Source organism: Streptacidiphilus anmyonensis (genome assembly GCF_000787855.1).
GTDB lineage: Bacteria > Actinomycetota > Actinomycetes > Streptomycetales > Streptomycetaceae > Streptacidiphilus > Streptacidiphilus anmyonensis.
Map to the genome: position 1 here is coordinate 57,589 of NZ_BBPQ01000020.1, position 12,788 is coordinate 70,376.

General features: G+C 72.8%; 10 protein-coding genes. 5 read left to right on the forward strand and 5 right to left on the reverse strand.

The features are described 5' to 3' along the window. Positions 1-2,156: type I polyketide synthase (locus TR50_RS48940; protein ID WP_236654484.1), on the reverse strand; the 2,156-nt coding region annotated here is incomplete at its 3' end. A 351-nt stretch (positions 2,157-2,507) separates the two neighbouring features. Here TR50_RS48940 and TR50_RS19265 point away from each other — a divergent pair. Further along, a complete protein-coding gene (locus tag TR50_RS19265; RefSeq protein ID WP_236654485.1) occupies positions 2,508-3,626 on the forward strand; it encodes an agmatinase family protein in 1,119 nt (372 codons plus the stop codon). Between the two features lie 120 nt (positions 3,627-3,746). After that, on the forward strand, positions 3,747-4,283 hold the full coding sequence (locus TR50_RS19270; RefSeq protein WP_042422624.1) for a hypothetical protein: 537 nt from the start codon (positions 3,747-3,749) through the stop codon (positions 4,281-4,283). Positions 4,284-4,287: 4 nt separating this feature from the next. Here the strand turns inward: TR50_RS19270 and TR50_RS19275 are convergent, their stop codons facing one another. Both TR50_RS19275 and TR50_RS47600 read right to left on the reverse strand, forming a co-directional pair. Beyond that, positions 4,288-5,463, reverse strand: a complete 1,176-nt coding sequence (locus TR50_RS19275; RefSeq protein WP_042422626.1) for a baeRF3 domain-containing protein — start codon at positions 5,461-5,463, stop codon at positions 4,288-4,290. 18 nt (positions 5,464-5,481) lie between these two features. Continuing rightward, positions 5,482-5,658, reverse strand: coding sequence for a hypothetical protein (locus tag TR50_RS47600; RefSeq protein WP_162837963.1), 177 nt, complete (start codon positions 5,656-5,658; stop codon positions 5,482-5,484). A gap of 298 nt (positions 5,659-5,956) precedes the next feature. Between TR50_RS47600 and TR50_RS19280 the strand changes: the two genes are divergently transcribed. From TR50_RS19280 to TR50_RS19290, 3 genes are all read left to right on the forward strand, one after another. Next, entirely contained in the window at positions 5,957-7,285 is a 1,329-nt protein-coding gene (locus TR50_RS19280; protein ID WP_236654486.1) for a TIM44-like domain-containing protein, read from the forward strand. 374 nt (positions 7,286-7,659) lie between these two features. Then, complete coding sequence (locus TR50_RS49755; protein ID WP_176572856.1) at positions 7,660-8,922, forward strand: Ig-like domain-containing protein; 1,263 nt, start codon at positions 7,660-7,662, stop codon at positions 8,920-8,922. Positions 8,923-9,063: 141 nt separating this feature from the next. Then, complete coding sequence (locus TR50_RS19290; RefSeq protein WP_236654487.1) at positions 9,064-9,591, forward strand: GNAT family N-acetyltransferase; 528 nt, start codon at positions 9,064-9,066, stop codon at positions 9,589-9,591. 48 nt (positions 9,592-9,639) lie between these two features. Here the strand turns inward: TR50_RS19290 and TR50_RS19295 are convergent, their stop codons facing one another. Beyond that, the gene (locus TR50_RS19295) at positions 9,640-11,805 is read right to left on the reverse strand and encodes a WD40 repeat domain-containing protein (RefSeq protein ID WP_152648485.1); all 2,166 of its coding nucleotides are present in this window, start codon (positions 11,803-11,805) and stop codon (positions 9,640-9,642) included. Positions 11,806-11,890: 85 nt separating this feature from the next. Next, the gene (locus TR50_RS19300; RefSeq protein WP_042422638.1) at positions 11,891-12,742 is read right to left on the reverse strand and encodes a nucleic acid/nucleotide deaminase domain-containing protein; all 852 of its coding nucleotides are present in this window, start codon (positions 12,740-12,742) and stop codon (positions 11,891-11,893) included. Between the last annotated feature and the right edge of the window lie 46 nt (positions 12,743-12,788).

The window sequence follows — 12,788 nt, forward strand, 5'->3', positions numbered from 1 at the left end:
GTCGGGCCGTTGACCGCCGCGATCCCCACCTCGTCGGTGAGCAGCGGCAGCACCTCGTCCTCGGACGCCTGCACCGCCACCATCGCACCACCCGACGGCAACGCCTGCATCAACCGACCACGCGCCGCCACCAGCCTGGCAGCGTCCGCCAGCGACAACACCCCGGCCACATGGGCGGCCGCGATCTCACCGATCGAATGACCCGCCAGGAAGTCCGGACGCACACCCCACGACTCCACCAGACGGAACAGCGCCACCTCGACCGCGAACAACGCCGGCTGCGTGCACGCCGTCTCGTCGATCCGCTCCCCGCCGAAGACGACCTCCCGCAACGGCAGGTCCAGCTCTCCGTCCAACTCAGCACACACGGCGTCGAACGCCGCCGCGAACACCGGGAACGCCTCGTACAGCTCACGGCCCATCCCGGCCCGCTGACTGCCCTGGCCGGTGAAGAGGAACGCCGTCCGGCCCTCCACCACCGAGCCCCGGACGAGGTTCGCGTCCGGTTCGCCTGCCGCCAGCGCGCCGAGCCCGCGCAGGAACTCCTCGCGGTCACCAGCGACCAGCACGGCCCGACGTTCCAGCGCCGCCCGCCCGGTCGCCAACGAGTGGCCCACGTCGAGGGGTTCGAGTCCGGGCTCGGCCTCCAGCCGCTCCCGCAGCCGGGCCGCCTGGGCGCGCAGCGCGTCCTCGCTGCGGCCGGCCAGCGGCCAGGGCAGCACGGAGAGCGCCGGCACCGCCGGGTCGGCGCCCGTCCCGGAGTCCGGTTCCTCGGCGGCGGGGGGCTGCTCGATGATGGTGTGCGCGTTGGTGCCGCTCATCCCGAACGAGGAGATGCCGACGCGACGCGGCCGCCCGGTCTCCGGCCACTCCCGCGCCTCGGTGAGCAGCTCCACCGCGCCCGCCGACCAGTCCACGTTGTGGGTCGGCTCGTCCACGTGCAGGGTCCTCGGCAGGACGCCGTGGCGGATCGCCATCACCGTCTTGATCACACCGGCGACGCCCGCGGCGGCCTGGGTGTGCCCGATGTTGGACTTCAACGAGCCCAGCCACAGGGGCCGTTCGCGGTTCTGGCCATAGGTGGCGAGCAGCGCCTGCGCCTCGATCGGGTCGCCGAGGCGGGTTCCCGTGCCGTGCGCCTCGACGGCGTCGACCTCGTCGGGGGTCAGCCGGGCGCTGGCGAGCGCCTGAAGGATCACCCGCTGCTGGGAGGGGCCGTTCGGCGCGGTCAGGCCGTTGCTGGCGCCGTCCTGGTTGACGGCGCTGCCGCGCACGATCGCGAGCACCGGGTGTCCGTTGCGCCGCGCGTCCGAGAGCCGCTCGACCAGCAGCATGCCGGCGCCCTCGGCCCAGCCGGTGCCGTCGGCGGCGTTCGCGAAGGACTTGCAACGTCCGTTGACCGCCAGCCCGCGCTGCCGGCTGAAGTCGATGAAGGTGCCCGGGGTGTTCATCACCGTGACACCGCCGGCCAGGGCCAGCGAGCACTCGCCGTTGCGCAGCGCCTGCACGGCCAGATGGAGCGCCACCAGCGAGGACGAGCAGGCCGTGTCGACCGTCACCGCCGGGCCCTCCAGGCCCAGGCTGTAGGCGATCCGGCCGGAGACGACGCTGGCCGCGTTGCCGGTGCCGAGGTAGCCCTCGACGTCGTCCGTGGAGTTCATCAGGACGGCCAGGTAGTCCTGACCGCTGGTCCCGGCGAAGACGCCGACCCGGCTGCCGTGCACCGACAGCGGGTCGATGCCGGCCCGCTCGAACGCCTCCCAGGACGTCTCCAGCAGCAGCCGCTGCTGCGGGTCCATCGCCAGCGCCTCACGCGGGCTGATGCCGAAGACGGTCGGGTCGAAGTGGGCGAGGTCGTGCAGGAAGCCGCCCTCGCGGGTGTACGAGGTGCCGGGGTGGTCCGGGTCCGGGTGGTAGAGGTTCTCCACGTCCCAGCCGCGGTCGGCCGGGAACTCCGACATCGCGTCCCCGCCGGCGGCGACCAGCTGCCACAGCTCCTCGGGCGAGGCCACCCCGCCCGGGAACCGGCAACTCATCGCGACGATGGCGATGGGTTCCTGGTCCTTGGCCTCCACCTCACGCAGCCGCAACCGGGTCTGGTGCAGATCGGCCGTCACCCGCTTGAGATAGCCGCGGAGTGTCTCTTCATTCGCCATTTAACGTGACCTCATTACGGCGTTCCGGCTGCCGATCTGCGGTGGGGCCGCTTGCGATCGTGTCAATATCCGGCGTCACGCTAAGGCGGCCCCCGCGGACCGCCAACCCCTAGCCAACCCCTAGGTGACGTCGGATGATTCGTCGCCGGGCGAGCCGATCCGCAGCGACCGCGAATAGGGGTGAACCCGGTCCGGAACAGGGGTTGAAGGGGTCGAACAGGAGGCTGTCCGGGGTTCGGCGGATTTCTCGCGCTGCCTAGGCTGGCATCTCAGCAAGGTATGCGAACCAGTCCGCGAACCGGCTGCCCGAATCGCATGTGGAATGCGAGCGACCTCCACCGGGGAGATGTGTTGAACGACAAGCCTCAGACGCCCGAGCATCGCCTGGAGATCGACCGGTCGACGGCTCCCGGCCGGGAGCCGGGGCCGATCGACCTCCGCCGGTACTACGCGCACCCGGCCTACTCGGGCATCGCGACCTTCATGGGTGTCCCGTACTGCCTCAACCAGGAGGACCTGCGGGCCGGGAACGTCGACGTCGCCGTGCTGGGCATCCCGCTGGACGCCTCGGTCGGCCACCGCGGCGCGTCCTACGGACCCCGCATGATCCGGTCCGACGAGCGCTACGTCTTCAACACGCCCGAGGCGATGATCAACGCCAGCACCCGGATCAACCCGTTCGACGTGCTCAAGGTCGTGGACTACGGCGACGCGGCGGTGGACCCGTTCAGCACCGCGAACTCGATCGGCCCGATCCGGGACCTGGTCCGGGAGATCGCCGAGGTGGGGGCGGTACCGGTGCTGCTGGGCGGCGACCACTCGCTGCTCTGGCCGAGCGTGGGCGCGCTGGCCGACGTCTACGGCCCGGAGAAGATCGGCGTCATCCACTTCGACGCCCATCCCGACTGCCACGACACCATGCTGGGCCACAAGGTCACCCACAGCACTCCGATCCGGCGGATCATCGAGGACGAGAAGATCCCGGCGGGCAACGTGGTCCAGGTCGGGCTGCGCACCGTCACCGGCCCCGACAACCAGCTGTTCAACTGGATGCGCCGACAGGGCATGAAGTCGCACTTCATGGCCGAGATCGAGCAGATCGGCTTCCACGCCGTCCTCGACAAGGCCATCGCGGAGGTGCAGGAGAACGCCGAGTTCGTCTATCTCTCCCTGGACATCGACGTGCTCGACCCGGCCTTCGCCCCCGGGACGGGCACTCCTGAGCCCGGCGGCCTGACCAACCGTGAGCTGTTCCCGGCCTTCCGCCGGATCTGCCACGAGACCAAGGTCATCGGAATGGACGTGGTCGAGGTCGCGCCGCACCTGGACGCCGGCTACTCCACCACGATGAACGCCCGCCGCGCCATCTTCGAGGGCCTGACCGGCCTCGCGATGAACCGCCTGAAGATCAGCGGCCCGAACTACCTCAACCCGATCGTCTCCGGCCAGGTCAAGTTCCCCATGGGCTGAGGCACGGCGACAGGCTCGAACGGGACGCCGTCCTGGCCCCGCCCCTCCTCGTCGTCGGATGCGGCGGGGGCCACGGCGCGCGACGATGGTCGGGGAGGTCGACCGTCCGAAGGAGTCCCGATGAGCTCGACGTCCAGCGTGGAGAACGTCCACCGAGTGACCAAGGGGGCGTTGTTGACCGTCCAGGGGCGGACGCACGCCGTGGATCTCGTCGGCGACACCTCCCTCGGCTACGACCCCGCCGTGCTGGAGCAGTACCGGGCGGGCGTGGTCAGCACAGTGCCCCTGCTGGTGCGGGCGGACGCCTGCGACGGCGCGGGGATGACGGTCGGAGAGGTGACGTGGGTGATGGACCCCGAGCGGGTCCCGCCCGCGGGGTTCCTCAGTGCCGTGGTGCCGGGTCAGCCGTTCCCCGCGGTTCAGGAGTACCTGCTCCACGTCCACGTCACGATCCCGGATCTGCTGCCCGGCATCACACTGCGCAACGCCGCCGCCTCGGGGCCGGTGATCCTGCGGAACTCCAACGCCGTCGCCTTCCCGCCGGCGAACGACGAGTACGAGCTGGTGCAGCCGGTCGGGCTCGAGGACGCCGGCAACCCCGGGCCGCTGCTCGCCACGATCGAGCGCTTTCCCACGATCGTGAACCCCCTGCGCTAGGAGCTCAGAAGCGCAGTACCGCCGCCACCCCGTCGGTCGCGGCCAGCGTGCCGTCGGGCACGAACTGGACGCGGCCCTGAGCGCAGAGGGTGTCCTCGACGAGTTGTTCGACGATGTCGGTCGACACGCCTCTGCTGTGCGGAGCCGGTCCGATGTCCTGCTTGGGGTTCGGCAGCGTCACCGGCTCCGGGGCCGGGAGGACTTCGAGGTCCCGGCGGTCGTCGGAGATGCGACCGGCCATCACGCAGCCCTCGTCCACGACGAGCAGACTGACCCGCTTGTCCGCGACGGCCGTCCAGACCTCCGCGGCGCCACCCGCGAAGGTGCCACGTCCCCGGGCGGTGTCCAGAGCTTCCAGTGTCCCGGCCACCTGACGCGCGTGGAACGCCTCCAACGCCGGCTCCAGTCGTCGCGCCAGATCCGCCGCGGGCACGGTCTCCATGCCGGTCAGCGGCAGGGTGCCGGCGAGGAGGTCGCCCAGGTCGGTCTCGTTGACGAACAGGGTGAGCATCTTGGGGCTTCCGACCAGGAACAGCGGCGGCCGGCCGAGTTCCTTGACCGCCTCCCCGAGGTGTCCGTCGAGAGCCCGCAGGTACTGCTTGAGCGGAGCCTCGTGGTCCTCGTAGGGCGCCGCGTGCGGAATCGGGCCGGGGACGGCGTCCTCGGGTGACGGAATCTGCGGGGCGTAGGGGAAGCCGTCCCCCTTGACCTCTGCCAGGTCCCGCGCGGCCCCGCGGAACAGGCGACACAGCTTCTGGTCGAGGACCAGGACCAGGTAGGGCTGCGCTCCCTGCTCGGCGGCCACGAGGTACCGCGTCAGGAACGAGGTGCTGAACTCGACACGCGGTGCGACCGTCCAGGGTGAGGTGAACTGCCGCACCTGCACCGGTTCGCCCGCGGCCAGGTAGGCCACCAGCGCGTCGCCGGGACGGGACGAGTCGCGCGCGTTCTCGATCACGCCGGGGTCCAGCCTGTGGTGGAGCAGGTCGCGCTGGGCGTCCCGGTCGACCCCCGGATCGTCGGCCAGCCTGCGCTTCGCCTCGGTGACCAGATCGCGCAGCAGGATGCGCGACTTGTCACCGAGGCGGTCACGCCGATCCGTCGGCATGACCAGCGTGATCGCCGGATAGGGCCGCGTTCCGCGTAGCGCGGCCAGTTCTTCGGTCGTTGCCTCGGCCATGTCGCACCACGCCGTCTGTCAGGGAGCCCAGTGGCCGTCGGGCTGGCGGAAATCGTGGGGCCGTTGACGCTGCTGGAGCATCTGGTCCTTGGTCTGGCGGATCGCGTGGGCCAGCTGGGTGTGGAAGTACAGCAGCTTGCCCTGCCCGCGTGCCCCGAGCCCGTGATGGCCCTTCGCCGGTGAGTTCTTGCTCATGACTGTCCGCGCCTCCCGTCCGGGAATGCCAGGTGGTGGCGGCGACTCGGTCGTTTCACGCTACGCCGCCCGGGGGACGCGCGCGACCGCGCGCGACGCCCCGACGAGGACGGGCGGAAGGAGCGCACCGAGCTGCCGGCGCATGCGCGGGCGCTTCCGTCGGATCGCGGACCCCTCCGGCGTTCCGGGCGCTCGTTGTCCTCGGAGCTGCCCGGGCCGCTCTGCTTGTAGGCTGGCGTGAAACTTGTCTGATTCGTGGGGGGAGAGCCCGGTGCGCGCCCGTCGGTGGATATCTGTGGTGGCTGGAGTCGTCGCGCTGAGCAGCCCGACGGTCGCGTATGCCCGCGGTGGCAGCGGTAGTCACGGCTTCAGCGGGAGCGGGGGCAGCCACGGTGGCGGCTTCCACGGGTCGAGCGGCGGCGGCTTCAGCCACGGTTTCGGCGGCGGCTTCGGCACCGGCTTCGGAGCCGGTCTCGGCACCAGTGGTGGCGGCGGGTTCTTCACCTTGCTGGTGATCCTCGCCGTGGTCCTGCTGATCCTGTGGCTCAGGTCCCGGCGCCGGAAGGCCGCGACGGCAAGCGGTCTGAACACCGGCTCGGACCGTACGGCCCACCGGGCGGACGCGCAGGCGCGCGAGCGCGCCGCCCAGGTCGGGGCCCGGGTCGACGCCATCGCCGACACGGACGCGACCTTCGACCGTGCCGCGCTCGAGCGCCGTGCCGTCTGGCTGTACACGACCGCCCAACGCGCCTGGACGGCGCGCGATCACGCCATGCTGCAGCAGATCCTGTCCCCGGTGCTCTACGGCAAGTGGGCCGACGAGCTGCGCGACTACGCGTCCCGTGGCGAGGTCAATGTCGTGGAGATCGTCTCCGGCCCGGTGGTCGAGCTGGTCGACGTCGCGAACCGTGCGGGCGAGGTGAACGACACCGTCACCTTCCGGATCACCGCGACGCTCAACGACTACGTTCGCCGCGGCTACGGCCCGGACGCCATGCGCAAGGACGGCTCGACGCGCCCCGTCGAGTACTGGACGCTGCGCAAGAACGCGGCCGGCGAGTGGATCGTGTCGTCGGTGGAGCAGGCGGCGGAGGGCGCCCACCACCTGACCAGCGCCATCGAGACGGACGGCTGGGACCAGAGGGAGGTCGCCCGGGACGCCGTGCTGGAGGTCGCCGGAAAGACCGCGGTCAAGGGCGTGAGCGACATCCTGTCGCTCACCACCATCTCGTGGAGCACGGACGCCGACGCCGCCGTGGGCGACCTGAGCGTGCTCGACGGCCGGTTCGACAGGTCGGTCCTCGAGGTCGCCGTCGAGCGGTTCCTCGAGGAGTGGGTCCTGAACGACGGCAGCCTGGACTTCACGGCCGTGCGCACGCCCAACCGAACCGTCATGCGCGACGCCGCCATCACCTCGGTCAAGGTGCGTTCGCTGGTCTCGCGCGAGCCGATCGTCTTCCGCGTCGCGGTCGAGGCCGAGGGCGTCTACTACGAGGTCGACCGCCGCAGCGAACAGGTCCTCCGCGGTGACGCCCACAAGCGCAGGCCGATCGCCTTCACCTTCGGCCTGCGGCTCGACGACACGTCGACCAGGGCGTGGACCGTGACCGCGGCCGGCGTGGAGTAACCGGAGAGCGCGCTTCGGGACCGCTGGTGTGAATCGGCAGTGTGTCAGCTCGGAGAGGGACCGTCGCACGGCCTTGCGTGATCCAGAGTGACGGAAGGCAGCCTCCCGCTGCCGGAACACCTCTTCGAGAGCGGAGGCCCGTCTTGGATGACGTCCGCACAGCCCTCCATGGTCCACGGGGGCACGAGCCCCACGCGGTCGGCACCCCGGCCGGAACGGCGGCCGGAAGGGCGGCCGCAACGGCGGGGTCCTTTCACCGATGGCGGCGGAAGGCGTTCGCTACGGCGGCAGCCGTCGGACTCGTGTCCGCCGGCCTGATCGCCGTGGTGCCGCCGGCATCGGCTGCCGCGCCCTGCGGTGCCAGGGGCTTCCCCGTGGCCTTCGGGACCGCCAGGTCGTGCCTCTACGAGACCCCTGGCGCCGACACCTTCACCGTGCCCGCGGGCGTCACCGACGCCACCTTCGTCGTCGAAGGCGCCCATGGCGGCCACGGTGCCGGCGTCGGCGGCGGGAGCGGCAACTTCGGCGGGCGCGGCGCCAGAGTCGTCACGACGGTCCCCGTCAGCCCGGGGCAGATCCTCCAGATCAACGTCGGCGGTGCGGGCGGGCTCCTCACCGGCGGTGTCGGTGGGGGCGGCGAGGGCGAGGACGGCCCCGGCCTCATCTCCCATCTCGTCGAGGGCAACACCAGCAGCGCCGGCGGTGGAGGCGGGGCGTCGGACGTCCGGACCGGCGGGTACTCACTCGCGGACCGGATCGTCGTGGCCGGTGGCGGCGGAGGAGGCGGGGGCAACGGCAGCAGCATCAACGGGCCCTTCGTCCACAGCGGCGGCGGCCCCGGCGGGGTCGGCGGCAGCGGCCTCGGTGGCGGCGGCACCAACGGCGCGGGCGGGATGAACGCCGGTGCGGGCGGCCCCGGCGTCGCCGGCGGCGGCGCCACCACGACCGGCCCGGGTGCCGGCGGAGTCGGCGGCATCGGTGGCGGGGCGGGCTTCGTCTCCCCCGGCGCTCCCGGTGCCAAAGGCAACGCCGGACGCCTCGGCCAGGGCGGCGCGGGCGGCCAGGGCGGCCATGCCGGCCGCAACGACGTCAGCCCCCAGACCCTCAGCATTCCCTTCGGAGGCGGTGGCGGCGGAGGCGGCGGCGGTTACTTCGGTGGCGGCGGAGGCGGCGGCGGAGGTGGTGGCGGCAACGACTTCACCACGAAGTTCTTCGACGAGGACACCGCCGGTGGCGGCGGAGGCGGGGGTGGCGGAGGCGGAGGCAGCAGCTTCAGCCGCACCCCCGCCACCTTCGAGTCCGGTCCGGCGAGCGGCAACGGCCGGGTGACCATCCACTACACCGTGCGGGCGATGACCACCACCACGCTGAGCTCGGTGCCCAACCCGTCGCGGGCCGGGCAGACCGTGACCTACCTCGCCCACGTGGTCGGCGAGGGCGGCGGCACCCCCACCGGCGCGGTGACCTTCCACGACTCCGGCTCCGCGATCGGCACAGTCCAACTGCTGCCCGGCGGCGAGGCCGTCCTGACGCAGAACTACCCCTCCCCCGGCACCCACTCCGTCACCGCCGCCTACAACGGCGACGGCACCCACCAGGGCAGCACCAGCTCAGCCGTGACCCAGACGGTGCACTGACCACCACGAGCCCGGGAGCGCCCCTGGGCGCTCGCGGGCTCCCTTCCAGGACCCGGACCGCGTTGGGACCGCTGACCGCCCGGCGGTCATCCGACCGGCACTGGTTGGATGGTCCGCATGACGTCGCCGATGACCTTGACCGTGAAACCCACTGCGACCGCACCGGCTCTGACGCTCCGTCCCTGGCAGGACTCGGACGTCCCCGCGGTCGTCGCCGCCCACCGCGACGACGCGATGCGTCGCTGGCTGATGCGGCCGATCGACGACGAGGACGAAGCCCGCGCCTGGATCGCCGACCAGGCCAAGGGCTGGGCGAACGGCACCCATCTGAGATGGGCCGTCGAGGAGGGCGGCACGGTCGTCGGCTTCTTCGTCATCAAGGCCGCCAACCCGCCGGAGACGCTCGCGACCGGCGTGGGCTACTGGACGGCGGCCGAGGCCCGCGGCCGGGGCATCGCCTCGCGCTGCGTCCAGGCCGCCACGGAATGGCTGTTTGGCGGGCAGGACTTCCTGCCCGCCGAGGAGATCGAGCTCCTGCACACCGTCGGCAACGAAGGCTCGTGCCGCGTGGCGCACAGGTGCGGCTACGTCCTGGATTCGGTGCTCGCCCCGATGCCGCCGCAGTTCCCGCACGAGGGACACCGCCACCTGCGCAAGCGACCGGCGTAGCCGGAGCCGCCGTCCGCTGCTCGTTTCTCGCGCACGAATCGGGGCGCTCTACGCGCCCAACTCGACGACCGAGACGTCCTCGGCCGAGGCGAGGGCCAGTCGGTTCGGCCCGAGCAGCAGCAGGTCGAGGACGGGTGCGCCGAGGCGCAGGTCCTGGGGGGCGTCCTCGCCGCCGAGTCGCACGACGCGGACCAGGCCGTCGGCCCAACTCGCGGCGAGGGTCAGCGGCTTGCCCGCACCGTCGGGTCCGGTCGACGCGCAGACCGAGAGGACCGGGCAGGCCCGCTCGTCCAGCGGTTCCGCGAGCGGTTCCGTCCCGGGGCTCCACAGGCGGACCGTGCCGTCCGCGCCGCCGCTGAAGACCAGCGGCGGCAGCCCCGGCATCCGGGCGACCCCCAGCGAGGAGACCGGGCCGACGTGCGGGCGGGCCCGCTCCGTCCGGTCGGCGGCGGCGTCGTACCAGGTCGTCTCACCGCTGGTGTCGCCCAGCACCCGCACGTCGCCGGAGCGCACCAGCGCGACGAGTTCGCCCCCGGCTCCGGCAGCGGGCGGGACGGGGAGGTTCGCGGTGCCCCAGACGTCCAGCCAGGTCAGCGACCCGTCGTCGCCACAGTCCAGCGCGCGCAAGGGTCGCGGCTGCGGCAGCGGCACGCGGCCGAGTGGGCCGCCGTCGGTCAGGGACAGCCGGTGGACACAGCCGGTCGCGTCGGCGGCGAGGAGCGAACCGTCGGGCCTGCCGTCCGTCGCCCGGCCGACCGCCAGCGCCGTCACCGGGCCGGGCCAGGGCGCGGCGCCTTGGGCGAGCCGCCACACCGTACGCAGCCCGTTTCCGCGCAGTCCGTTTCCGCGCGGGCCGTCTCCGGCGGTACGGCCATGACGCGTGGGCGCGTGGGGCGTGCCGTGCAGTCGGTGGCGCAGGATCTCGGCGCGGACGCCCGGATCCCCCTCCTCGGTCAGGGCGGGACCGGCCTCGGCCCAGGCCCGGGCGAGCGGCCCGCCGGCATCGGCGGCCCCGGTGGCCTTGAACGCGGTGGTGATCCGGTGCGGGTCGGCCCGCACCAGGAACTCCGCGTCTGTGAGCAGGTCCTGCGCCTGACCGGTCGCCAGGGCCTGGGTCAGCAGCAGGGTCAGGTGCTCCCCCGGCACGGCGTCCAGGTCGGGGCGGCCGTCCGGTCGGCGCGGCACGGCGTCGACGAGGGCACGGCACATCTGCCGCGGCAGTTCCTCGGGCACGTGCGGACGGAGGTGTTCCGCGAGCGCGGTGCTCAGGACCGGGACGCCGGACGGCGCGGCGGGGAGCAGCTCGGCGACCAGTCGGCGGGCCTCGACGTCGGGCACGAGCAGCGTCCAGCCCTCCGCCGTGAGCGGCGCGTCCACGCTGGCGAGGGCGGCGAGCGCGGGCCGAGCCGCGTCGGGTGCCCCGGCCCACCAAAGGTCCAGCACGTGCGCGGAGGGCAGGTTCTGAGCTGGCGGGCTCACCGAGGCCGGACCCATGGGCGCCGGACCCACCGGCGCCTGATCCGTGGACGCCTGCGCCGTGGACGAGGCCGCTCCGCCGAGCCCTGCGGCGAGTCGGGCCAGGCCGGGGCTGGGGTACACGGCCTCGGCGGGCGGACGCTGCGCCCCAGGCGCGCCGGGAAGCCCCGCGTACCAGCGGCCGAACCGCTCGGCATCCGTCCACTGCGGCGCGTCGAGGTCCATGACGGCGGCGGGCACGTCGTCGGCGCTTGGCGCCTCCCGCAGCCGGGCCGCCGTCGCTGCGTCGGCCTCGACGACGATCCGCACCTGCGGCAGTCGGAGCAGCGGGAGCAGCAACTCCTCCAGCACCTCGCGCGGTTCGTCCGGCAGCGCGCGCCCGCCGGCGCGATGCAGGTCGGCCAGGCAGAGCACGGTCGGTCGCGAGTCGGCGGCGAGCGCGCCGACGAGCTGCGCCGGAGTCCGCGCGTAGAGGTCGAGTTGGCGGGCGATGGTCCAGACGGCGGAGGAGACGGTCAGCCCGTCCAGCGGGACCATCGCGTGGACCCGCCGCTCCTGCGGGGTGTCGTCGACGGAACAGGCCGTCAGCAGCCAGGCGAGCAGGTGGCTCTTGCCCGAGTCCGGCGCGCCGGTCACCACACACAGGCGCGGCGCGAGTGGATCGGCCAGCCACCCGAACAGCGCCGCCCCGGCCGGCTTCCGCCCGCCCGGCAGCGGCGGCACCGGTGTCCGCTCCATCGTGCCCTGTCCCCCGTCCCTCGGAGCGCGCGCCCCGTAGCCCTCGCCCCGAGCCGCCGTCCTGAGCCTGCGGCTCTTCTGTCCGTCAGTCCTGTTCGAGGATGTGCATCATCAGCGCCTTCACGCCCGCCTCGCGGGACTCGGCGTCGCGGCCGTAGTCGAAGCGGTGCGTCAGCCGTGCCTGTGGGAACTCCGCCGACATCCACAACGCACACCAGTGACCGGGCATGAAGCAGGCCTGGAGCTCGGTGAACACGCTGGTGACCGCCTCCCCCGGCACACCGGCCGCGGCGAGCCGGTCCCAGGCGATCTCCTCGGCGTGCGGCAAACCGGGGCCCGTCGTCGCCACCAGGATCTGCTCCTGGCCGTCGGCGTCCTGATAGCCGATCGCAGCCGAGGAACGGACGTTGAGCGGGTGCCGCAGATCGTCCAGGATCCGGGGCCACCAGCCCTCGCGGTCGGCGAACGCCTCCTCGTCGACGCTCATCAGCTCGGCGCGCAGCTCGCGGTAGACGGCCAGAGCCCCGCCCTGGTCCTCGGCCCCGGCGATGAGCGGCATGGCCTTGTCCAGCGCGGTGAGGCAGAGGAGGAGCCGATCCACACTGCTGTTCACCGGCATCTCCGGCAGCGCGTAGCCGTCGAAGCTCCCGCGCACCCCGCCGTCGGAGGTCACATAGAGCTCGACGGGCCCGTCGTACCCGAGCACCGGCCGCGCCTCCGCCGTGAGCGGCGCGGACTGCGCATCCGCGCCGGTCCCACCCACGGCATCCGCCGCGTCGGGTGCGCTGAAGTACCGCCCGACCTGCACCGGCACCCCGACCTCGGCCACCGCGGCGAACCCGACCCCGACCGGCCCGGCCTCGGCCGGCCACGCCAGCCGACGCAGCCCCTGCACGCCGAAGCGCTCCACCAGCGCACGGCGGGGATCGGTGCTCATGTCGGTTCCTTCCGGGTTCCGTGCGACGTCGGGACGTCGGGACGTT

Bases quoted from the DNA above. Each gene is read 5' to 3' on its own strand.
- TR50_RS47600 (WP_162837963.1), bottom strand. From the start codon at position 5,658: ATGAGCAAGAACTCACCGGCGAAGGGCCATCACGGGCTCGGGGCACGC.
- TR50_RS19270 (WP_042422624.1), top strand. From the start codon at position 3,747: ATGAGCTCGACGTCCAGCGTGGAGAACGTCCACCGAGTGACCAAGGGG.
- TR50_RS19295 (WP_152648485.1), bottom strand. From the start codon at position 11,805: ATGGAGCGGACACCGGTGCCGCCGCTGCCGGGCGGGCGGAAGCCGGCC.
- TR50_RS19300 (WP_042422638.1), bottom strand. From the start codon at position 12,742: ATGAGCACCGATCCCCGCCGTGCGCTGGTGGAGCGCTTCGGCGTGCAG.
- TR50_RS19275 (WP_042422626.1), bottom strand. From the start codon at position 5,463: ATGGCCGAGGCAACGACCGAAGAACTGGCCGCGCTACGCGGAACGCGG.